The 20,995-nt window shown below is 61.0% G+C and carries 18 protein-coding genes and 5 tRNA genes; 20 read left to right on the top strand and 3 right to left on the bottom strand.

The annotated features are described in order from the left end of the window. The 16 genes from NGJ21_RS02035 to NGJ21_RS01960 all read left to right on the top strand — a co-directional run bounded on the left by NGJ21_RS02035 (nucleotide 1) and on the right by NGJ21_RS01960 (nucleotide 15,046). Complete coding sequence (locus tag NGJ21_RS02035; protein ID WP_046785395.1) at nucleotides 1-765, top strand: ABC transporter ATP-binding protein; 765 nt, start codon at nucleotides 1-3, stop codon at nucleotides 763-765. A gap of 100 nt (nucleotides 766-865) precedes the next feature. Next, complete coding sequence (gene argR, locus NGJ21_RS02030) at nucleotides 866-1,846, top strand: transcriptional regulator ArgR (RefSeq protein ID WP_251961732.1); 981 nt, start codon at nucleotides 866-868, stop codon at nucleotides 1,844-1,846. A 294-nt stretch (nucleotides 1,847-2,140) separates the two neighbouring features. Next, entirely contained in the window at nucleotides 2,141-3,361 is a 1,221-nt protein-coding gene (locus NGJ21_RS02025) for an aspartate aminotransferase family protein (RefSeq protein WP_119687581.1), read from the top strand. Between the two features lie 140 nt (nucleotides 3,362-3,501). Further along, nucleotides 3,502-4,521 (top strand): arginine/ornithine succinyltransferase subunit alpha, encoded by a 1,020-nt coding sequence (gene aruF / locus NGJ21_RS02020; RefSeq protein WP_046785392.1) that lies wholly within the window; start codon nucleotides 3,502-3,504, stop codon nucleotides 4,519-4,521. Between the two features lie 54 nt (nucleotides 4,522-4,575). Further along, nucleotides 4,576-5,604, top strand: a complete 1,029-nt coding sequence (astA, locus tag NGJ21_RS02015; protein ID WP_012315596.1) for an arginine N-succinyltransferase — start codon at nucleotides 4,576-4,578, stop codon at nucleotides 5,602-5,604. Continuing rightward, the gene (astD, locus tag NGJ21_RS02010) at nucleotides 5,605-7,068 is read left to right on the top strand and encodes a succinylglutamate-semialdehyde dehydrogenase (protein WP_115274159.1); all 1,464 of its coding nucleotides are present in this window, start codon (nucleotides 5,605-5,607) and stop codon (nucleotides 7,066-7,068) included. It abuts the gene before it with no gap. Between the two features lie 23 nt (nucleotides 7,069-7,091). Next, a complete protein-coding gene (gene astB / locus NGJ21_RS02005) occupies nucleotides 7,092-8,441 on the top strand; it encodes an N-succinylarginine dihydrolase (protein WP_251961731.1) in 1,350 nt (449 codons plus the stop codon). A gap of 14 nt (nucleotides 8,442-8,455) precedes the next feature. Then, nucleotides 8,456-8,746, top strand: coding sequence for a hypothetical protein (locus tag NGJ21_RS02000; RefSeq protein ID WP_039602667.1), 291 nt, complete (start codon nucleotides 8,456-8,458; stop codon nucleotides 8,744-8,746). Between the two features lie 10 nt (nucleotides 8,747-8,756). Continuing rightward, nucleotides 8,757-9,764: a succinylglutamate desuccinylase gene (astE, locus tag NGJ21_RS01995; RefSeq protein WP_046785389.1), complete on the top strand. Its 1,008-nt coding sequence runs from the start codon at nucleotides 8,757-8,759 to the stop codon at nucleotides 9,762-9,764. Between the two features lie 337 nt (nucleotides 9,765-10,101). Next, nucleotides 10,102-12,726: an alanine--tRNA ligase gene (alaS, locus tag NGJ21_RS01990; protein WP_147405221.1), complete on the top strand. Its 2,625-nt coding sequence runs from the start codon at nucleotides 10,102-10,104 to the stop codon at nucleotides 12,724-12,726. An 85-nt stretch (nucleotides 12,727-12,811) separates the two neighbouring features. Next, entirely contained in the window at nucleotides 12,812-14,047 is a 1,236-nt protein-coding gene (locus NGJ21_RS01985; protein ID WP_119687577.1) for an aspartate kinase, read from the top strand. A gap of 167 nt (nucleotides 14,048-14,214) precedes the next feature. Next, nucleotides 14,215-14,403: a carbon storage regulator CsrA gene (csrA, locus tag NGJ21_RS01980; RefSeq protein WP_003254503.1), complete on the top strand. Its 189-nt coding sequence runs from the start codon at nucleotides 14,215-14,217 to the stop codon at nucleotides 14,401-14,403. Between the two features lie 72 nt (nucleotides 14,404-14,475). Next, nucleotides 14,476-14,566, top strand: a tRNA-Ser gene (locus tag NGJ21_RS01975). A 106-nt stretch (nucleotides 14,567-14,672) separates the two neighbouring features. Next, a tRNA-Arg gene (locus NGJ21_RS01970) sits at nucleotides 14,673-14,749 on the top strand. Nucleotides 14,750-14,821: 72 nt separating this feature from the next. Then, nucleotides 14,822-14,898 (top strand) — tRNA-Arg (locus tag NGJ21_RS01965). Between the two features lie 72 nt (nucleotides 14,899-14,970). Further along, nucleotides 14,971-15,046 (top strand) — tRNA-Arg (locus tag NGJ21_RS01960). 4 nt (nucleotides 15,047-15,050) lie between these two features. Here the strand turns inward: NGJ21_RS01960 and NGJ21_RS01955 are convergent. Continuing rightward, complete coding sequence (locus NGJ21_RS01955) at nucleotides 15,051-15,215, bottom strand: hypothetical protein (protein WP_161871676.1); 165 nt, start codon at nucleotides 15,213-15,215, stop codon at nucleotides 15,051-15,053. A 208-nt stretch (nucleotides 15,216-15,423) separates the two neighbouring features. Between NGJ21_RS01955 and mgtE the strand changes: the two genes are divergently transcribed. Beyond that, nucleotides 15,424-16,866, top strand: a complete 1,443-nt coding sequence (gene mgtE, locus NGJ21_RS01950) for a magnesium transporter (protein WP_012315589.1) — start codon at nucleotides 15,424-15,426, stop codon at nucleotides 16,864-16,866. Nucleotides 16,867-16,984: 118 nt separating this feature from the next. Here the strand turns inward: mgtE and NGJ21_RS01945 are convergent, their stop codons facing one another. Beyond that, nucleotides 16,985-17,311: an Arc family DNA-binding protein gene (locus NGJ21_RS01945; RefSeq protein ID WP_003254499.1), complete on the bottom strand. Its 327-nt coding sequence runs from the start codon at nucleotides 17,309-17,311 to the stop codon at nucleotides 16,985-16,987. A 344-nt stretch (nucleotides 17,312-17,655) separates the two neighbouring features. Here NGJ21_RS01945 and phnN point away from each other — a divergent pair, with 344 nt between their 5' ends. Further along, on the top strand, nucleotides 17,656-18,243 hold the full coding sequence (gene phnN / locus NGJ21_RS01935) for a phosphonate metabolism protein/1,5-bisphosphokinase (PRPP-forming) PhnN (RefSeq protein ID WP_174142109.1): 588 nt from the start codon (nucleotides 17,656-17,658) through the stop codon (nucleotides 18,241-18,243). A 115-nt stretch (nucleotides 18,244-18,358) separates the two neighbouring features. Next, nucleotides 18,359-18,435, top strand: a tRNA-Arg gene (locus tag NGJ21_RS01930). Between the two features lie 22 nt (nucleotides 18,436-18,457). On the opposite strand, the gene NGJ21_RS01925 is transcribed toward NGJ21_RS01930, so the two are convergent. After that, nucleotides 18,458-19,429, bottom strand: coding sequence for an endonuclease (locus NGJ21_RS01925; RefSeq protein WP_174142108.1), 972 nt, complete (start codon nucleotides 19,427-19,429; stop codon nucleotides 18,458-18,460). 425 nt (nucleotides 19,430-19,854) lie between these two features. On the opposite strand from NGJ21_RS01925, the gene NGJ21_RS01920 reads away from it, so the two are divergent. Then, the gene (locus NGJ21_RS01920) at nucleotides 19,855-20,976 is read left to right on the top strand and encodes a glycosyltransferase (protein ID WP_251961730.1); all 1,122 of its coding nucleotides are present in this window, start codon (nucleotides 19,855-19,857) and stop codon (nucleotides 20,974-20,976) included. The last annotated feature ends 19 nt before the right edge of the window (nucleotides 20,977-20,995 follow it).

Raw genomic sequence — 20,995 nt, 5'->3', positions numbered from 1 at the left:
ATGTACAAACTAGAAGTCCAAGACCTGCACAAGCGCTACGGCAGCCATGAAGTGCTCAAGGGCGTGTCCCTGGCGGCCAAGGCAGGCGATGTGATCAGCATTATCGGCTCCAGCGGTTCGGGCAAGTCGACCTTCCTGCGCTGCATCAACCTGCTCGAGCAGCCGCACGCCGGCAAGATCCTGCTCAACAACGAAGAGCTGAAGCTGGTCGCCGGCAAGGACGGCGCGCTCAAGGCTGCCGACCCGCGCCAGCTGCAGCGCATGCGCTCACGGCTGTCGATGGTGTTCCAGCATTTCAACCTGTGGTCGCACATGACCGCGCTGGAAAACGTCATCGAGGCGCCGGTGCACGTGCTTGGCGTGAACAGGAAAGAAGCCCTGGAAAAAGCCGAACACTATCTGGCCAAGGTGGGCGTCGCCCATCGCAAGGATGCTTTCCCGGGGCATATGTCCGGCGGTGAGCAGCAGCGTGTGGCGATTGCCCGAGCGTTGGCGATGGAGCCTGAAGTGATGCTGTTCGACGAGCCGACTTCGGCGCTCGACCCCGAACTGGTCGGCGATGTGCTAAAGGTCATGCAGGCCCTGGCCCAGGAAGGCCGGACCATGGTGGTGGTGACCCATGAGATGGGCTTTGCCCGTGAGGTGTCCAACCAGTTGGTGTTCCTGCACAAAGGCCTGGTCGAAGAGACCGGCTGCCCGCGCGAAGTGCTGGCCAACCCGCAATCGGAGCGGCTCAAGCAGTTTCTCTCTGGCAGCCTGAAGTAAAGGCTGCACCTTCGCACCAGAATAGGGCATGCTGCGCAGCAGTGCGCAGTCTGCCCTGGCGCCACAGACTCGAACGACTTCAGGTTTCGGACCTTACCCTATGACCACCCAGCGAATCGGTTTTCTCATCTGGCCAAGCACCAAGCCCTTGACGTTGGCGCTGGCGGAGGAAGTATTGCTGGTGGCCCAGCGGGTACATCCTGACGTGGTCTACGAGCTGGCCTTTCTGCAGGCCGAGCCTGCGCAGGAAGGTGCCTGGCGCCTGCCGGGCGAGCCCTGGAGCGGGCGCCTGGAGGGTTGTCACAAACTGTTCCTGCTCGCTGACGAGCTGCCCCAGGCGCTGGGGCCGGCGCTGTCCTCGGCACTCAAGCAATTGGCCCGTAGCGGCTGCATTATTGGTGGGCTGTCTGCGGGTGTATATCCGTTGGCCATGCTCGGCCTGCTCGATGGTTACCGCGCTGCGGTGCACTGGCGCTGGCAGGACGATTTTGCCGAGCGCTTCCCCAAGGTCATCGCCACCAGCCATCTGTTCGATTGGGACCGTGATCGCCTGACCGCTTGCGGCGGTATGGCGGTGACCGACTTGCTGCTGGCATTGCTGGCGCGTGATCACGGGGCTGAACTGGCTGGTGCGGTTTCCGAGGAGCTGGTGGTCGAGCGCATCCGTGAGGGGGGGGAGCGTCAGCGCATTCCGCTGCAGAACCGCCTCGGCTCCAGCCATCCGAAGCTGACCCAGGCGGTGCTGTTGATGGAAGCCAACATCGAAGAGCCGCTGACCACCGACGAAATCGCTCAGCATGTATGCGTATCGCGCAGGCAACTGGAGCGCATCTTCAAGCAGTACCTCAATCGGGTGCCCAGCCAGTATTACCTGGAGTTGCGGCTGAACAAGGCGCGGCAGATGCTGATGCAGACCAGCAAATCGATCATCCAGATCGGCCTTTCCTGCGGTTTCTCCTCCGGCCCGCATTTCTCCAGCGCCTACCGCAATTTCTTTGGCGCCACGCCACGGGAAGACCGCAACCAGCGGCGTAACAGCAGCCCCTTCGAATTGAGTTCGGCGCCTGCCGAAAAGGGCTGAAAGCTTCCCTGCGCAATGCGCTTCCATCGCCGGCAGGCCGGCTCTCATACTGATCGGGTTGCCGCCGGTACAGCCGGCATGTCTTCTTATGTGAACACCCGTTCACCCAGTCCCGCTCTGCCGTTACACTGCGCGATTGCGACAGTGTTTGTCGCATTGCCGAAAGCCTGGGTAAAACTGGGTTTTGCGCTGTAACAAGTTGTCGCTTGGCCGCAAGGACAGGCGCAGATCAGTCCTTACAATCCCCCCATCGCTCGCCACTTCCAGGCCAGCGTTCCTCTTCAGGAGACTCAGATGTCCGTTGAGCAAGCCCCGGTGCAACGTGCCGATTTCGACCAGGTCATGGTCCCCAACTATTCTCCGGCGGCCTTCATTCCTGTGCGAGGCGAGGGTTCCCGCGTATGGGACCAGTCGGGTCGCGAGCTCATCGACTTTGCCGGTGGCATTGCGGTAAACGCCCTGGGCCACTGCCACCCGGCACTGGTCAAGGCCCTGACCGACCAGGCCAATACCCTCTGGCACGTTTCCAACGTCTTCACCAACGAACCGGCACTGCGCCTGGCACATAAACTGGTCGATGCCACCTTTGCCGACCGTGCTTTTTTCTGCAACTCCGGCGCTGAGTCCAACGAGGCCGCCTTCAAGCTGGCCCGTCGTGTGGCCCATGACCGCTTCGGTCCCGACAAGCACGAAATCATCTCCGCCGTGAACAGCTTCCACGGTCGCACCCTGTTCACCGTCAGTGTCGGCGGCCAGCCGAAGTACTCGGACGGTTTCGGCCCGAAGATCACCGGCATCAGCCATGTGCCCTACAACGACCTGGAAGCGCTGAAGGCACAGATTTCCGACAAGACCTGCGCCGTGGTGATCGAGCCGATCCAGGGCGAGAGTGGTGTGGTCCCGGCCGACAAGGCGTACCTGGAAGGCGCCCGCAAGCTGTGTGACGAACACAACGCCCTGCTGATCTTCGATGAAGTGCAGACCGGTGTGGGCCGTACCGGCTCGCTGTACGCCTATCAGCACTACGGCGTGACGCCGGACATCCTGACCAGCGCCAAGAGCCTGGGTGGTGGTTTCCCGATCGGCGCCATGCTCACCACCAGTGAGCTTGCCAAGCATCTGGCGGTCGGCACCCACGGCACTACCTATGGCGGTAACCCGTTGGGTTGTGCCGTTGCCTGCGCGGTGCTGGATGTGATCAACACCCCAGAAACCCTGGCCGGTATCAAAGCCAAGCACGAGCGCTTCAAGGTGCGTCTGGAGAAGATCGGCCAGCAGGCCGGCCTGTTCTCTCAGGTGCGTGGTGTCGGCCTGTTGATCGGCTGCGTGCTGACCGAAGCCTGGCAGGGCAAGGCCAAGGACATCCTCAATGCCGCCGAGAAGGAAGGCGTGATGGTGCTGCAGGCCGGCCCGGACGTGGTGCGCTTCGCGCCGAGCCTGGTGATCGAAGATGCTGATATCGATGAAGGCCTGGACCGCTTCGAGCGGGCTGTGGCCAAACTGACCCAGGCCTGATTCGCTGGCGGTCCTTTCGCCGGCCCCGAGCGGGCCGGTGATAGCAGAATTCCAGTGCGGGCGCGTGCTTGCAGACTCAACACGCGCCCGCCGTTTTTCCGTGCCGCGAAAGCGGCCAGTTTTTCCAAAGGAGTGACACCATGCTGGTGATGCGCCCCGCGCAAATGGCTGATCTTAACGAAGTGCAGCGCATGGCTGCCGACAGCCCCGTTGGTGTCACTTCGCTGCCGGACGACGCTGCCCGTCTGGGCGACAAGATCGCCGCCTCGGAAACGTCGTTCGCTGCCGAAGTCAGTTTCAATGGCGAAGAAAGCTACTTCTTCGTGCTCGAGGACAGTGTCACCGGCAAGCTGGCCGGTTGCTCGGCAATCGTCGCCTCGGCGGGCTACTCCGAGCCGTTCTACAGCTTTCGCAACGAAACCTTCGTGCACGCCTCCCGCGAACTGAAGATCCACAACAAGATCCACGTCCTGTCGCTGTGCCATGACCTCACCGGCAACAGCCTGCTGACCAGCTTCTATGTACTGCCTGAACTGGTGAACAGTGGCTGGGCCGAGCTGAATTCGCGTGGCCGCTTGCTGTTCATGGCCTCGCACCCGGAGCGCTTTGCCGACTCGGTGGTCACCGAAATCGTCGGTTACAGCGACGAGCAAGGCGAGTCGCCGTTCTGGGATGCCATCGGGCGCAACTTCTTCGACCTCAACTATGCCCACGCCGAGCGCCTGTGCGGCCTGAAAAGCCGTACCTTCCTCGCCGAACTGATGCCGCACTACCCGATCTATGTGCCCCTGCTGCCGGACGCTGCCCAGGAAGCCATGGGCCAGGTGCATCCGCGCGCGCAGATCACTTTCGACATCCTCATGCGTGAGGGCTTCGAGACCGAGCACTATATCGACATCTTCGATGGCGGCCCGACCTTGCATGCGCGTGCCTCGGGCATCCGCTCGATCGCCCAGAGCAGGGTGGTGCCGGTCAAGCTCGAGGAAGGGCCGGTCAAGGGCGGGCGCCCGTACCTGGTGTGCAACGGCCAACTGCAGGATTACCGCGCGGTGCTGGTCGAACTGGACTGGGTGCCGGGCAAGCCGGTCAGCCTCAGTGCAGAGGCTGCCGAGGCGCTGGGTGTGGGCGAGGGTGCCAGCGTGCGCCTGGTCGCGGTCTGAGGTCTGGGAACAGAGAGTTTTGCGGTAGCTACAGTTGCCGCACAAGGAGATAGCATGATCGTTCGTCCTGTACGCAGCAGCGATTTACCTGCGCTGATCGAATTGGCACGCAGCACCGGTACCACCGGGCTGACCACCTTGCCGGCCAACGAGGAGCGCCTCGGGCATCGTGTCGGCTGGGCCGAGAAGAGCTTCCGTGGTGAAGCCGAGCGCGGTGACACCGACTACCTGTTCGTGCTGGAGAACGACGAAGGCCTGGTGGTCGGCATCAGTGCCATCGCCGGGGCCGTCGGCCTGCGCGAGCCCTGGTACAACTACCGGGTGGGCCTGACCGTCAGCGCCTCGCAGGAGCTGAACATCTATCGCGAAATCCCCACCCTGTTCCTGGCCAACGACCTGACCGGCAACTCCGAACTGTGCTCGTTGTTCCTGCGTAGCGACCACCGCTCCGGGCTCAATGGCCGCTTGCTGTCGCGGGCGCGCATGCTGTTCATCGCCGAGTTCCCGGAGCTGTTCGGCAACAAGATCATCGCCGAAATGCGTGGCATGTCTGACGAGCAGGGCCGTTCGCCCTTCTGGGAGAGCCTTGGGCGGCACTTCTTCAAGATGGAGTTCAGCCAGGCCGACTACCTCACTGGTGTGGGCAACAAGTCGTTCATTGCCGAGCTGATGCCCAAGTTCCCGTTGTACACCTGCTTCCTGTCGGAGGCTGCGCGCAGCGTCATCGGCCGTGTGCACACCGATACCGAGCCTGCCCTGGCCATGCTCAAGCAGGAAGGCTTCAGCTACCAGGGGTATGTCGACATCTTCGACGCAGGCCCGGCCATCGAGTGCGAAACCTCGAAGATCCGTGCCGTACGCGAGAGCCAGACCCTGGTGCTGGCCGTCGGTACGCCTGGCGATGACGCAACCCCTTACATCATCCATAACCGCAAGCGCGATGACTGCCGTATCACTGCCGCGCCCGCACGTCTGGCTGCGGGCACCCTGGTGGTCGACCCGCAAACCGCCAAGCGCCTGCGCATGGGCGCTGGCGACAATGTGCGCGCCGTGCCGCTGTCGGCAAGCCGGGAGGCCCAGTAAATGACCACGCATTACATCGCCGGCAGCTGGCAGGCCGGCCAGGGAGAAGCCCTGCAGTCGCTCAACCCGGTCACGCAAGCCGTTGTCTGGCAAGGGCAGGGCGCCGATGCCGGCCAGGTCGACGCTGCCGTGCAGGCCGCGCGTCAGGCTTTTCCGGCCTGGGCGCAACTGAGCCTGGAGGCGCGCATCGACGTGCTGGAAAAGTTCGCCGAACAGCTCAAGCAGCATTCCGAGGCACTGGCCTACTGTATTGGCGAGGAAACCGGCAAGCCGCTGTGGGAGTCGGCTACCGAAGTCACCAGCATGGTCAACAAAGTCGCGATCTCGATACAGAGCTACCGCGAGCGCACGGGTGAGAAAAGCGGCCCGCTGGCCGATGCTACTGCCGTACTGCGGCACAAGCCCCACGGAGTGGTGGCGGTGTTCGGCCCCTACAATTTCCCCGGCCACTTGCCCAATGGCCACATTGTCCCGGCGCTGCTGGCCGGTAACTGTGTGGTGTTCAAGCCCAGCGAGCTGACCCCCAAGGTCGCCGAACTGACTGTCAATTGCTGGGTCGCCGCGGGCCTGCCTGCCGGCGTGCTCAACCTGGTGCAGGGCGCACGTGAAACGGGCGTGGCGCTGGCTGCCAACCCAGGTATCGATGGCTTGTTCTTCACTGGCTCCAGCCGTACCGGCAACCTGCTTCACCAGCAGTTCGCCGGCCGTCCGGACAAGATTCTCGCCCTGGAAATGGGCGGCAACAACCCGTTGGTGGTGGATGAGGTCAAGGACCTCGACGCGGCGGTATACACGATCATCCAGTCGGCGTTCATCTCCGCAGGGCAGCGCTGCACCTGTGCTCGCCGCCTGCTGGTGCCGCAGGGCGCCTGGGGCGATGCGCTGGTCACGCGGTTGGTCGAGGTGTGCAAAGGCATCACGGTCGGCGCTTTTGATCAGCAGCCGGCACCCTTCATGGGTTCGGTGATTTCGCTGCAGGCTGCGCGGGCGCTGGTCGCGGCGCAGGCTGAGCTGCTCGCCAAGGGCGCTACCCAGTTGCTAGAGATGACCCAGCCCCAGGCCGATGCCGCACTGCTGACCCCGGGCATCATCGATGTCACCGCCGTGGCCGACCGGCCCGACGAAGAGTTTTTCGGCCCGCTGCTGCAGGTGATTCGTTACACCGACTTCGATGCCGCCATCGACGAGGCCAACAACACCCAGTACGGCCTGGCCGCCGGGCTGTTGTCAGACTCCCGTGCCCGCTACCAGTACTTCTGGCTGCGCAGCCGCGCCGGCATCGTCAACTGGAACAAGCAACTGACCGGTGCCGCCAGCAGCGCGCCGTTCGGGGGGGTAGGCGCCAGTGGCAACCATCGCGCCAGCGCCTATTACGCCGCCGATTACTGCGCTTACCCCGTGGCTTCGCTGGAGACTGCCAGCCTTGCCCTGCCGGCGACCCTGACGCCGGGCGTCACCCTATAACAACAGGTCACGGAGCCTAGCCGATGAAATCCTATGAAGTGAATTTTGATGGCCTGGTGGGGCCTACCCACAATTACGGCGGCCTGTCCTACGGTAACGTGGCCTCGCAGAGCAACAGCCAGCAGGCCTCGAACCCGCGTGAAGCGGCGCGCCAAGGCCTGGCAAAGATGAAAGCGCTGGCCGACATGGGCTTCAAGCAGGGTGTGCTGGCGCCGCAGGAGCGCCCCGACGTAGCGGCGTTACGTCGCCTGGGCTTCAGCGGCAGCGATGCCGAAGTCATCCAGCGCGCGGCCAAAGAGGCCATGCCGCTGCTGGTCGCCAGTTGTTCGGCATCGAGCATGTGGGTGGCCAACGCGGCCACCGTCAGCCCCAGCGCCGACACCGCTGATGGCCGCGTGCATTTCACCGCGGCCAACCTCAACTGCAAGTACCACCGCAGCATCGAGCATCCGACCACCAGCCGTGTGCTGGCCGCCATGTTCAGCAATGAGCAGCACTTTGCCCATCACCCGGCGCTGCCTGCCGTGGCGCAGTTCGGCGACGAGGGCGCGGCCAACCATACGCGCTTCTGCCGCAGCTACGGCGAGGCGGGCGTTGAGTTTTTCGTCTACGGTCGCAGCGCGTTCGACGGCCGCTATCCCGCGCCGCAGAAGTATCCGGCGCGCCAGACCCTGGAAGCTTCACAGGCCGTAGCACGGCTTCACGGTCTGAGCGATGACGGTGTGGTCTACGCTCAACAGAATCCGTCAGTGATCGATCAGGGTGTATTCCACAACGATGTGATTTCGGTGGGCAATGGCGAGGTGCTGTTCTACCACGAAGATGCTTTCCTCGAGACTGACGCGGTGCTTGGCCAGCTGCAGGCTAAACTGGCCAGCAAGGGTGGCAACTTCCAGGCCATCCGTGTGCCACGGGCAGCGGTGGCGGTAGAGGATGCGGTGCGTTCCTACCTGTTCAACAGCCAGCTGCTCAGCCGCGACGACGGCTCGATGCTGCTGGTGGTGCCTGAGGAGTGCCGCAACAATGAGCGCGTCTGGGCTTACCTGCAGCAACTGACCAGCCAGGGTGGCGCGGTAAAGGAGGTCAAGGTGTTCGACCTCAAGCAAAGCATGCAGAACGGCGGCGGCCCGGCGTGCCTGCGCTTGCGCGTGGCTTTGAAGGAATCGGAACTGGCGGCGGTCAATCCAGGCGTTATCATGACCGCCCCGCTGTACGACACACTGTTGCAGTGGGTCGACAAGCACTACCGCGACCGCCTGGGCGAAGCGGACCTTGCCGACCCGCAGTTGCTGGTCGAATGCCGTACGGCGCTGGATGAGTTGACCCAGATTCTGAAGTTGGGCTCGGTCTATCCGTTCCAACGCCAACCTTGAAGAGAGATTTTGTAATGACCGACGCCCTGCGCCTGATCCTTGAAGATGTAGACGGCACCCAGCTGGAAACCTCCTGCACCCGCTTTGCCGTTGTCTGGCAGGGCAAGGAAGTGTGGATTCAGCAAGACGGCCGTGGCCAATTGCTGATCGGTGTCGACGTCGATGAGAACGACACCGAGTACGCCAACCTGCTGCTGCGCCCGATGGCTACCAACCTGGTCAGCCTGCAGCTGGAGATGGAACCGGCAGAAGTCGGTGAAGACGATGACCATGTCCATGGCCCCGACTGCGGCCACGACCACTAAGGAAGCGCCTATGCTCGCCCTTGGCAAATTGCTTGAGCTGACCCTGACCGATCATGAGCCGGCCGAGAAGACCCAAGTCACACCCAAGGGCGTGCGTTTACGCTGGCTGGGGGAGGGCGCACTTGAGGTGCGTCCGCCCGAAGGCGACGATTGCGGGTTGGACCTGCTGCTGTCGGCCGGTATCCATGGCAATGAAACGGCGCCGATCGAATTGCTCGAACGGCTGCTGCATGGCGTGGCCAATGGCAAGATCAAGCCGCGTTCGCGTGTGATGTTCCTGTTCGGCAACCCTGCGGCCATCCGCAAGGGCGAGCGCTTCATCGAGCAGGACATCAACCGCCTGTTCAATGGTCGTCACGAGCTTTCCAGTGGTTTCGAGGCATTGCGTGCCGCGGAACTTGAGCAGTTCGCCCGGGTGTTCTTCAGCAAGCCCGAGCGTACCCGCCTGCATTACGACCTGCATACCGCCATTCGTGGCTCCAAGATCGAGCAGTTTGCCCTTTACCCCTACAAAGAGGGGCGCAAGCATTCCCGCCGCGAGCTGGCTCGCCTGGCTGCTGCCGGCATGGAGGCGGTGCTGCTGCAGAGCAAGTCATCGATCACCTTCAGTGCTTTCACCTATGAGCAGCTCGATGCAGAGGCGTTCACCCTGGAGCTTGGCAAGGCACGGCCGTTCGGGCAGAACGAGCAGGTCAACCTCGACAAGCTGGAGGAGCGCCTGATCCAGATCATCGAAGGCAATGAGCCTGAGGCCGAAGATTCGCTCGATGGTCTTAAACTGTTCAGTGTGGCTCGCGAGATCATCAAGCACAGTGAGGGCTTCCGCCTGCACCTGCCGGTGGATATCGAGAACTTCTCCGAGCTGAGCAAAGGTTATCTGCTGGCCGAGGACCTGGCCGAAATGCGCTGGGTGGTGGAGGAGGAGGGGGCGCGGATCATCTTTCCCAATCCCAAGGTCAAGAACGGGCTGCGCGCCGGCATTCTCATCGTCCCGGACTCGGGGCAGCGCCTGGGCTGAGATTGCGCATTGCCTTGCAGGAGCGGCCTTTTGTCGCGCAAGGGCGCTTCTACAACGGCCAGTCGTCGCTGAATGCTGCCCATGAAAACCATTTAATTCACCGCCTGTTCCATTTTCCCTTCCCTTGAGCGGTAATTGGCTTGCCAGCGGCAAAAGCCTGCATTTAGCATCCGGTCATGTCATTTTCGTTTGCATGAGCCTTAAAAGCCGTCCAATCGACGCTTTGCATCGCATAAACACACTGCACCGAGATTGCAGGACCGATATAATGCGGCCCTTTGCCGTCGTTTCGTCGACGCGTTTGCCCCCAGGGGCCGCCGTTTCCGTGGAAGAACCTATGAAAAGCGCAGAAATCCGTGAAGCCTTCCTTCGCTTCTTCGAAGAGCAGGGCCATACCCGAGTCGCCTCCAGTTCGCTGATCCCGAACAACGACCCGACCCTGCTGTTCACCAACGCAGGCATGAACCAGTTCAAGGACTGCTTCCTCGGTGCCGAGAAGCGCGCCTACACCCGTGCGGTCAGCAGCCAGAAGTGCGTGCGTGCCGGCGGCAAGCATAACGACCTGGAAAACGTCGGTTACACCGCGCGTCACCATACCTTCTTCGAGATGCTGGGCAACTTCAGCTTCGGCGACTATTTCAAGCGCGATGCGATCACTTTCGCCTGGACCTTCCTGACTTCCGACAAGTGGCTGAACCTGCCCAAGGAAAAGCTCTGGGTCACCGTCTACGCCAGCGACGACGAAGCCTACGACATCTGGACCAAGGAAGTCGGCGTGCCGGCCGAGCGCATGGTGCGCATCGGTGACAACAAAGGCGCCCCTTACGCCTCCGACAACTTCTGGACCATGGGCGATACCGGCCCGTGCGGGCCTTGCACCGAGATCTTCTACGACCACGGTGCCGATATCTGGGGCGGCCCACCCGGTTCCCCTGAAGAAGACGGCGACCGCTACATCGAGATCTGGAACAACGTCTTCATGCAGTTCAACCGCACTGCCGATGGCGTGCTGCACCCGCTGCCAGCGCCGTCGGTGGATACCGGCATGGGCCTGGAGCGCATCAGTGCGGTCATGCAGCACGTGCACTCGAACTACGAGATCGACCTGTTCCAGAACCTGCTGAGCGCTGCGGCCAAGGCCATCGGCTGCAGCAACGACGGTCAGGCTTCGCTGAAAGTCGTGGCAGACCACATCCGCTCTTGCGGCTTCCTGATCGCAGACGGCGTGCTGCCGTCCAACGAAGGCCGTGGCTACGTGCTGCGCCGCATCATTCGTCGTGCCTGCCGTCACGGTAACAAGCTGGGCGCCAAGGGCAGCTTCTTCTACCAGATCGTCGCCGCCCTGGCTGCCGAGATGGGCGAGGCGTTCCCGGAGCTCAAGAGCCAGCAAGCGCACATCGAGCGCGTGCTCAAGGCCGAAGAAGAACAGTTCGCCAAGACCCTCGAGCAGGGCCTGCGCATCCTCGAGCAGGACCTGGCCCAGCTCAAGGGCGACGTAGTGCCGGGTGACGTGGTGTTCAAGCTGTACGACACCTACGGCTTCCCGATGGACCTGACCGCCGACATCGCCCGAGAGCGCGAGCTGACCATCGATGAAGCGGGCTTCGAGCGTGAAATGGATGCCCAGCGTGAGCGCGCCCGTTCCGCCAGCGCCTTCGGCATGGATTACAACAGCCTGGTCAAGGTCGACACCGCTACCGATTTCGTCGGCTACAACGCCACCGAAGGTCAGGGCAAGGTCATTGCGCTGTACAAGGACGGCCAGTCGGTCGACCAGTTGGGCGAGGGCGAGCAGGGCGTCGTGGTGCTGGACCGCACCCCGTTCTATGCCGAGTCCGGTGGCCAGGTTGGTGACACCGGCTACCTGCAGTCGGGCGCCGTACGCTTTGACGTGCAAGACACCACCAAGACCGGCGGCGCTTTCCTGCACCATGGCGTGGTCGCCAGCGGCGCGCTGGTGATCGGTTCTCCGGTCCAAGCCAAGGTCGATGCCGAAGTGCAGCACGCCACCTCGCTGAATCACTCGGCCACTCACCTGCTGCACGAAGCGCTGCGTCAGGTGTTGGGCGAGCACGTGCAGCAGAAGGGCTCGCTGGTCGACAGCCAGCGTCTGCGTTTCGACTTCAGCCACTTCGAGGCGGTGACGCCTGCGCAGATCAAGGCTCTGGAAGACATCGTCAACCGTGAAGTGCGCAAGAACACCCCGGTGGAAACTGAAGTCACTGATATCGAAACCGCCAAGCGCAAAGGCGCGATGGCCCTGTTTGGCGAGAAATACGGCGATACCGTGCGCGTGCTGAGCATGGGTGGCGATTTCTCCGTCGAGCTGTGCGGCGGGATCCACGCCAAGCGCACCGGCGATATCAGCCTGTTCAAGATCATCAGCGAAGGTGGCGTGGCCTCTGGCGTGCGCCGTATCGAAGCGGTTACCGGCGCTGCCGCGCTGGCTTACCTGAACGCTGCCGAAGAGCAGGTCAAGGAAGCCGCGCAGTTGGTCAAGGGCAACCGTGACAACCTGATCGACAAGCTGTCGGCTGTGCTCGAGCGCAACCGTCAGCTGGAGAAGCAGCTGGAACAGCTGCAGGCCAAGGCCGCCAGCGCCGCAGGGGATGATCTCTCCAGTGCGGCTGTTGAGGTCAAGGGTGCCAAGGTCCTCGCCGCCCGCCTGGATGGGCAGGATGGCAAGGCCTTGCTGGCCCTGGTCGATCAGCTGAAGAACAAGCTCGGCCACGCAGTGATCCTGCTGGGCAGCGAGCATGAGGGCAAGGTCGTGCTGGTGGCCGGCGTGACCAAAGACCTCTCCAGCCAACTCAAGGCTGGTGACCTGATGAAACAAGCCGCTGCGGCAGTGGGTGGCAAGGGCGGTGGCCGTCCGGACATGGCTCAGGGCGGTGGCGTCGACGTCGCTGCGCTGGACCAGGCCCTGGCGCTGGCCGTGCCGTTCGCAGAGCAGGGACTTTGAGATGGAGGGGCCGGTGGTCTAGTCACCGGCCCCTCCATGTTGGATGGTTTTTTTGAGGCCCTGTATGGGCTGAGGCACCATTGAAATGGCGTTGATCGTACAGAAATTTGGCGGCACCTCTGTCGGTTCCATCGAGCGGATCGAGCAGGTTGCCGACAAGGTCAAGAAACACCGTGAAGCGGGCGACGACCTGGTTGTTGTGCTGTCGGCCATGAGTGGCGAAACCAATCGCCTGATCGACCTGGCCAAGCAGATCACCGATCAGCCGGTTCCGCGTGAGCTGGACGTGATCGTGTCCACCGGCGAGCAGGTCACCATTGCCCTGCTGGCCATGGCCTTGATCAAGCGTGGCGTGCCGGCGGTGTCCTACACCGGCAACCAGGTGCGCATCCTCACCGACAGCGCGCACAACAAAGCACGCATCCTGCAGATCGACGACCAGAAGATTCGCGCCGACCTCAAGGAAGGGCGTGTGGTGGTTGTAGCCGGTTTCCAGGGGGTCGACGAGCACGGCAGCATCACTACCCTGGGCCGCGGCGGCTCCGATACCACTGGCGTGGCCCTGGCGGCCGCGCTCAAGGCTGACGAGTGCCAGATCTACACCGACGTCGATGGCGTCTACACCACAGACCCGCGCGTCGTGCCGCAGGCGCGCCGCCTGGAGAAGATCACCTTCGAAGAGATGCTGGAAATGGCCAGCCTCGGGTCCAAGGTGCTGCAGATCCGCTCGGTGGAGTTCGCCGGCAAGTACAACGTTCCGCTGCGCGTGCTGCACAGCTTCAAGGAGGGTCCAGGTACCCTCATTACCATTGATGAAGAGGAATCCATGGAACAGCCGATCATTTCCGGTATCGCCTTCAACCGTGATGAAGCCAAGCTGACCATTCGCGGCGTGCCGGACACTCCGGGCGTCGCTTTCAAGATCCTCGGCCCGATCAGCGCCTCGAACATCGAAGTGGACATGATCGTGCAGAACGTCTCGCACGATAACACCACCGACTTCACCTTCACCGTGCACCGCAACGAGTACGAGAAGGCCCACAGCGTGCTGGAGAACACCGCACGTGAAATCGGTGCCCGCGAAGTGATCGGCGATACCAAGATCGCCAAGGTATCGATCGTCGGTGTTGGCATGCGTTCCCACGCAGGTGTTGCCAGCCGCATGTTCGAAGCTCTGGCCAAGGAGAGCATCAACATCCAGATGATCTCCACGTCCGAGATCAAGGTGTCGGTAGTCATCGAAGAGAAGTACCTGGAGCTGGCCGTTCGCGCGCTGCATACCGCGTTCGAGCTTGACGCTCCGGCCCGACAGGGCGAGTAAGGCGTTGCCTTGAGGGGCGCGGCTTGCCGCGCCCTTCGCGTTTCTGCTCGTCACGCAGGCCCTGTCCTGCCAGCGTGACGCGCTATGGGCCCCTGTGTCGTCGTCCACGACCAGGCCCGGTTTTTCCCAGACTGTTATCCCTGAATGTCTTGCGTAAGGAGAAAGCTATGTTGATTCTGACTCGTCGGTGCGCCGAGAGCCTGATCATTGGAGATGGCGAGATCACCGTGACGGTGCTCGGCGTCAAAGGAAACCAGGTGCGCATCGGCGTCAGCGCCCCCAAGGAAGTGGCTGTTCACCGCGAGGAAATCTACCTGCGGATCAAGAAAGAGAAGGATGAGGAGCCAAGCCTTTAATTTTTTTGAAGTTTTTTTCAAAAAAAGGGTTGCAAACGAGGAAGAGCCTGTTTAATATTCGCCTCGTGTTGCGGTGAGGTGGCCGAGTGGCCGAAGGCGCTCCCCTGCTAAGGGAGTATACCTCATAAGGGTATCGGGGGTTCGAATCCCCCCTTCACCGCCATTATTCGCTTAGGGCGCTGTAATCGGTAAGAACGCTAAGTCGTTGAAGTTAAACGAAAAAGTTCTTGCAAAAATGTTTCAGCGACCTATAATGCGCGGCAAGACACGGACTCATAGCTCAGCTGGATAGAGTACTCGGCTACGAACCGAGCGGTCGGAGGTTCGAATCCTCCTGAGTCCGCCACTTTTGAAGTGGCTTTGCTTACAAAGCTGCTTCAAGCAACCAGTGGTAATCTGGTCTAAAACTACCAATTACGGACTCATAGCTCAGCTGGATAGAGTACTCGGCTACGAACCGAGCGGTCGGAGGTTCGAATCCTCCTGAGTCCGCCACTTTTGAAGTGGCTCTGCTTGCAAAGCGACTTCAGTAAGCCAGTGGTAATCTGGCCTAAAACTACCAACTACGGACTCATAGCTCAGCTGGATAGATACTCGGCTACGAACCGAGCGGTCGGAGGTTCGAATCCTCCTGAGTCCGCCACTTATCAAGAAGCCCGCTCAATTGAGCGGGCTTTTTGTTTTCCGCCGTTCACTGATTTATCAGTGATGCCCGCTAGACTGAAAATAAACCCGCCCGACACTTCTTTGCGCGCCGCATGTGTTTTTTCTTTGGCTCGTGCCGTCGCACACATGGCTTCGAGCGTTGTCATAGCTTTATCGCGCAAACGATTGTTCTGGCCAAAATTTTAAGCGATCTGACAGCTTAGGCAGTGTATGATTGCGCCCGTCAGCCCCGCCGGGGCTTGTGGAATACCACCATGGACTTACCCAGTAGTTACTTCTTAACAAGATTCTTACAGCCTGATCTGACCGATTGATTCCCCCGGCGTGCTCCGCTGCTGGGAGTGGAGTTCGCCTATGACTGAAGTAGAAGTAAAGAAAGCACAAGAGAGCCTGCAGGATCGCCTGGCCCAGGTGGTCGAACTGTTGCAGCGCCAACGCGTGGTTGAGGACCTGACCCACCGTCAGGAAGGTCATCACCACGACCTGGTGGAAAACCTCGTCCACCGTCAAAACCTCGTCGAGTTGCAGCGCAAGCTCGACGACCTGCACCCTGCAGATATCGCCTATATCCTCGAAGCATTGCCCCTGGAAGACCGCCTGACGGTCTGGCAGCTGGTGCGCTCGGATCGTGACGGCGACATCTTGCTTGAAGTTTCCGACTCGGTTCGTCAATCGCTGATCGCCGACATGGACGATCACGAGATCCTCGCTGCGGCCAAGGAAATGGACGCCGATGAGCTGGCGGACCTGGCGGCGGAGCTGCCGCGTGATGTCGTTCACGAGCTGATGGAAAGCCTCGATGCGCAGCAGCGCGAGCGTGTGCGCTCGGCGTTGAGCTACGACGAGGAGCAGGTCGGTGCGCTGATGGACTTCGAGATGGTGACCATCCGTGAAGATGTCAGCCTGGAAGTGGTTCTGCGTTACCTGCGTCGCCTTAAAGAGCTGCCCAACCACACTGACAAACTGTTCGTAGTCGACTACGACGGTATCCTCAAGGGTGTGTTGCCGATCAAGCGTCTGTTGGTCAACGATCCGGACAAGAAGGTCGCGGAGGTCATGGCGATTGATCCGGTCTCCTTCCACCCCGACGAAGATGCCTACGATGCGGCGCAGGCTTTCGAGCGCTATGACCTGGTTTCGGCGCCGGTGGTGGACAAGAGTGACCGCCTGATCGGCCGTTTGACCATCGATGAAATGGTCGACCTGATTCGTGAAGAGAGCGAGAGTGAAGTTCTCAACATGGCTGGCCTGCGCGAGGAGGAAGACATCTTCGCCTCGGTCTGGCGTTCATTGCGCAACCGTTGGGCCTGGCTGGCGATCAACCTGATAACCGCGTTTCTGGCCTCGCGTGTGATCGGCCTGTTCGAGGGCTCGATCGAGAAGCTCGTGGCACTGGCGGCGCTGATGCCGATCGTGGCGGGTATTGGCGGCAACTCTGGCAACCAGACCATTACCATGATCGTTCGCGCCATGGCGTTGGACCAAGTTTCGCCGGGCAATACCAGCCGCCTTATGCGCAAGGAGCTGGCGGTGTCGCTGCTCAATGGCCTGATCTGGGGTGGAGTGATCGGTGCTGTGGCGTTCTGGCTGTATGACAGCTGGTCGTTGGGGTTGGTGATGACTGCGGCCATGACCTTGAACCTGCTGCTGGCCGCGCTCATGGGGGTGTTGATCCCGATGACGCTGACGCGCCTGGGGCGCGACCCTGCCATGGGGTCCAGCGTGATGATCACTGCCGTGACCGACAGTGGTGGGTTCTTCATCTTCCTGGGGCTGGCTACGCTGTTCCTGCTTTGATATTGGGAAGTGCACGCCAGAGCGATCAAGGCATGCGCCTGGCCGCACCACCAAGGCCTGTGCGCAGCCCAACAAAAAAGCCAGCTTACGCTGGCTTTTTTTGTTCTCGCTACGCGCCTCAGGAGGCGTCGGCTGCCATTTCCACATCGTGAGCGATGAGGGCGACCAGCGCGTTCTGCTGTCGATGGGACAGCTGACGGAAGCGTTGCAGCAACTCGCGCTCATGCAGGGACAGCTCGGGGCTATCCAGGCGCATGCTCAGCTCGTCGCCCAGCGCACCTTCCTGGATAAGGCTCTGCTCCAGGCGTGCGATGATCTCGGAGTTCATGCTGCGGTGATGGTTGCGCGCTACCTCGGCAATGCGCTCACGCATTCCGTCTGGCAGGCGGACGACGAACTTGTCAGCGGTGCGGCTCGAATAAATAGCCTGTTTCATTGGGCGCATATAAATTAACCGGTTTTTGGTTCAGGGGAAGCGGTTCACAAATTGGCCGCACGGGATGCAGGTACGACCGTGGCGACGACAAAATGTTCAACCGCCTGGAAAATTTGGTGCTCATCTTGCCTCAAGGTCGCCGTTTCCTTGGCGTCAATTCTGTGACAAATAGTGATCCCGGTAAAGGCTTTTTGCCAGTACCAATTATCAGAAATGAGTACTGGTTGGAAAAGTTTTGCATTTCAAGGTTCGCCTTACCGTCAGCCCTTTGCCGTCAAAAACCCGTAAAACGCGGCAAAGGGTAGAGAAAACCCTTAAAATGCGCAGGTTTCCTTCCATAGAGCATAGTGGCTATGCAACATGACGCAAGCTCCCAAGATAAAGCCTCAGGCGTGCTGATATATCTGATGGGACCCTCTGGCTCGGGAAAAGATTCCCTGATCGAGGCCGCTCGCGCGCAACTGGCTGGCGCGGGTGTGGAAATTGCCCGGCGAGTCATCACACGTTCCGCAGAAGCCACAGGTGAAGCGGCGCAAAGCGTCACGCCAGAGCGCTTCGAAGCGATGCGAGCGGCAGGGGAATTTGCCATGCATTGGCAGGCCAACGGTCTGGAGTATGGGATCCCCAAGCAAGTGGACGTTTGGCTCGCGCAAGGGCGGTCGGTGCTGGTCAACGGTTCCCGTAGCTATCTGCCCGAGGCGCGTAGGCGCTATCCCGGTCTGCTGGCAGTACGCCTGGAGGTTGACCCAGAGGTGTTGCGTGCGCGCCTGATTGCCAGAGGCAGGGAGACACCGCAAGAGATCGATCAGCGCCTGGCGCGTAGTGCCAGGCTCCAGGGCTGTCCCGATCCCGGCGTGCATGCGCTGGACAACTCCGGGTCACTGGCCACGGCGGTCAGCGCATTGTTCGACCTGCTGCGTCAACAGGGAGTGTCCGTTTGACACGAGCATCGGAAAAGCCCTACGTGCAAAAAGCCCGATAGATGCATGACAAACGGCTGCCCTCTGGTTAACATGCTCGCCGTCCAGCTGTGCAGCGTTCGCTGCCGGTTCTTGTGTCTCAGTAGCTCAATTGGATAGAGCATCCCCCTCCTAAGGGGAAGGTTGGCAGTTCGAACCTGCCCTGGGACGCCATATTTTCTCTCGCTCCATACGCTTACTTGCAGTTACCCGCCTTGCGGTAACCTGCACTCTGCGCTTCTGCTTCACTGCCAAATGCCACCTGATTTTTCTGAGCGACCTGGCTGTAACCGGGGCAACCGCTGGCCAAGTGGTACACGTGACTGTTGCGGTTGCCAATGATCGCACCGTCAGTCGACGCACTCGCCAGGGTCGGCTTGCCGATATCTCTCGCAGCCGTTTTCGGGGTTGCCGAAGCTACCACGTCCATAGCCCCGGCAGGCTTGTAGCCCAGCGTCCATTTCCGTTCGCCGGTGACGAATGGGTTCGAATGCCCCATGATCGCGGCGATTCGCTGATTGCGCTGCTTTTCCCACGCAGAAACCGGGTGCTGTTTATCCCAGGCCATAAGCACCTGCTGCTGTTGTCTCGACATGCTCAACTTGTACCGGTCGAACATGTAGAACGTGGTGCGCGCAACCAGCCCTTTGACTTCGTCACGCGGCTCGGCGGTTTTCTGCTGGAAGTCGACCTTGGTGGTGCACTGCCCGTACTGGGGCGCAACGCCTGAAACCATGCCGTAGTTGAAATTGCTGCGGTCACCGTTCACTTCACCCACGGACGGATAGAGGTTGAACAGGTCGGCTTCCATGGCGCGGAAGGTAGGGTCTTCATTGACGCAATGCTCGCGACCGCCGTTCTGCCAGCATTTGCGCTGGTGGCCAAAAGTCCAGGCCGGCACGATGTGCTCCCATTCGGTACGTTCGGCGCGGGTCTGTACTTTGCGGGTTTCGTAGCCGCAGGATTTGGCGTCGACCCGGCCACCGGATTTGCCGACCCAGGTCCATTTACAGCCACAGTACAGTTCGCCCATTGGGCTGTTTGCCTGGTCGAGGAAGATTTTCTGCTTGGCGACAACCTTGGCTTCGGTAAACGTTGCGGGGGGATTGGCGAAGGCGGCAGGGATGACAGAGAGGGCGAGGGTAACGACGTACAGCAGTTTCTTCATGAGAAAGCATCATCGGATTTCGGGGGCAGAATTATACGGTGTGCTGACGTCAATTGAAGAAATGTCCTATCGCATCGCCGTAGTGTGCCTATTGCGCGACGCTGATGGGGTTTCTCGATTTGGGTCTACGCCTGTTGCATAATGTCCCGAAACCAACGGTCATGATTTGAAGCGCGCGGCCGATAACGGGGTTGCTGCACTACGCCCTTGTTGACCCCTTCGAAGCGAATACCATGCTCCCCATCTATTTGAACCTAGGTTGCGCCGATCATCCTCGCCAAGGCTTTATCAATATTGATGTGGAGCCCACAGGGGCCGATCTGCAATGGACGCCGGGCCAGGCTTTGCCGTGGGAACAAGGCACGGTGCCAGGAATCTACAGTGCTCATCTTCTGGAGCGACTCGGGCGTAACCAAGGTATTCGCTTGCTGCACGAATGCCGTCGAGTCCTGCAGCCCGGCGGGGTTATCCGTCTCGTCTGCGCCGACCTGGAAGCGTTGGTCGACGATTATCTGAATAACCGCACACGCCCTGAGGCGCCAGGCATCGGTCGCGCCGAATGGCTGAACAAGGCCCTGCGCCAGCATGCCTGGACCTTCGACGCCGAGGAGCTGACGCGAATCTGCAAGATGGTCGGCCTGGAACCGGTAGCTATCACCGCAGAAGGCAACAGCAGCGATCCGCACCTGAGTGGGCTGGACGCTACGGTGCCGGGCCAGTTGGTGCTTGAGTTTTGCAAGCCGCAGCGCCAATTGGCGGCCGATGCCCAGCCGCTGGTCAGCATCGTCATGCCGACCTACAAGACCGAACACCTCTACGACGCCTTGGGCAGCGCGCTGAACCAGACCTACCGCAACCTGGAAATCCTGGTGTGCGACGACTGCCCGACTGATGAGATCGAAAGGATCTGCGCCGACCTGAGCCAGGACGACCCGCGCGTGCGTTATGTGCGCAACCCAGATGCTGGAAAGGACATTGGCCGTCTTAACCATGTCCTTTGCCTGAAAGAGGCGCGCGGCGAATTCATCAAGTTTCTCAACGACGACGACCTGCTGGAACTCGAATGCGTGGAACGGATGCTCGACAGCTTCCGCTGCTATCCAGACGTTACGCTGGTAACCTCTAAGCGCCAGCGCATCGACCAGTACGGCGAGCCGCTGGCCGATATCGCCGCAACCCAAGCCCCCGTGGCAGACGATGCGATGATCGAAGGCCTGTCGCTGGGTACCGCACTCATGCAGTCGCAGATCAATTTCGTTGGCGAGCCGAGCACGGTCATGTTTCGCCGCGCCGATATGCTGGAAATCACTCCGGACTTCATGTCGGTAGACGAACAACCCATCGCCTGGGCCTCCGACGTGGCGATTTTTCTCAACCTCGCACTGCGCGGCAACACCGTTTATCTGGTCCAGCCACTGAGTAGCTTCCGCATTCACGGCGAGCAATGCCAGGTGCTTTACGGCGCCGCCGCACAAGGTGAATCCCGACGCTGCTGGGCAATCATGCGCGACTTCTGGGCGCGGCATGAATTCGACAAGGCGCTCTGACATTGCGCAGTATGCCCAC

Origin of the sequence: Pseudomonas sp. Marseille-Q5299 (genome assembly GCF_943737035.1) — a bacterium.
Lineage (GTDB): Bacteria > Pseudomonadota > Gammaproteobacteria > Pseudomonadales > Pseudomonadaceae > Aquipseudomonas > Aquipseudomonas putida_E.
This window is presented reverse-complemented; position numbering and strand designations above follow the sequence as displayed.

Excerpts from the sequence above, each read along its gene's own strand:
- NGJ21_RS01985 (WP_119687577.1), top strand. The coding sequence starts at position 12,812 with ATGGCGTTGATCGTACAGAAATTTGGCGGCACCTCTGTCGGTTCCATC.
- aruF (WP_046785392.1), top strand. The coding sequence starts at position 3,502 with ATGCTGGTGATGCGCCCCGCGCAAATGGCTGATCTTAACGAAGTGCAG.
- csrA (WP_003254503.1), top strand. The coding sequence starts at position 14,215 with ATGTTGATTCTGACTCGTCGGTGCGCCGAGAGCCTGATCATTGGAGAT.
- phnN (WP_174142109.1), top strand. The coding sequence starts at position 17,656 with ATGCAACATGACGCAAGCTCCCAAGATAAAGCCTCAGGCGTGCTGATA.
- astA (WP_012315596.1), top strand. The coding sequence starts at position 4,576 with ATGATCGTTCGTCCTGTACGCAGCAGCGATTTACCTGCGCTGATCGAA.
- argR (WP_251961732.1), top strand. The coding sequence starts at position 866 with ATGACCACCCAGCGAATCGGTTTTCTCATCTGGCCAAGCACCAAGCCC.
- astB (WP_251961731.1), top strand. The coding sequence starts at position 7,092 with ATGAAATCCTATGAAGTGAATTTTGATGGCCTGGTGGGGCCTACCCAC.
- astD (WP_115274159.1), top strand. The coding sequence starts at position 5,605 with ATGACCACGCATTACATCGCCGGCAGCTGGCAGGCCGGCCAGGGAGAA.
- mgtE (WP_012315589.1), top strand. The coding sequence starts at position 15,424 with ATGACTGAAGTAGAAGTAAAGAAAGCACAAGAGAGCCTGCAGGATCGC.
- NGJ21_RS02000 (WP_039602667.1), top strand. The coding sequence starts at position 8,456 with ATGACCGACGCCCTGCGCCTGATCCTTGAAGATGTAGACGGCACCCAG.
- NGJ21_RS02025 (WP_119687581.1), top strand. The coding sequence starts at position 2,141 with ATGTCCGTTGAGCAAGCCCCGGTGCAACGTGCCGATTTCGACCAGGTC.
- NGJ21_RS01925 (WP_174142108.1), bottom strand. The coding sequence starts at position 19,429 with ATGAAGAAACTGCTGTACGTCGTTACCCTCGCCCTCTCTGTCATCCCT.
- NGJ21_RS01945 (WP_003254499.1), bottom strand. The coding sequence starts at position 17,311 with ATGCGCCCAATGAAACAGGCTATTTATTCGAGCCGCACCGCTGACAAG.
- astE (WP_046785389.1), top strand. The coding sequence starts at position 8,757 with ATGCTCGCCCTTGGCAAATTGCTTGAGCTGACCCTGACCGATCATGAG.
- NGJ21_RS01955 (WP_161871676.1), bottom strand. The coding sequence starts at position 15,215 with ATGACAACGCTCGAAGCCATGTGTGCGACGGCACGAGCCAAAGAAAAA.
- alaS (WP_147405221.1), top strand. The coding sequence starts at position 10,102 with ATGAAAAGCGCAGAAATCCGTGAAGCCTTCCTTCGCTTCTTCGAAGAG.
- NGJ21_RS02035 (WP_046785395.1), top strand. The coding sequence starts at position 1 with ATGTACAAACTAGAAGTCCAAGACCTGCACAAGCGCTACGGCAGCCAT.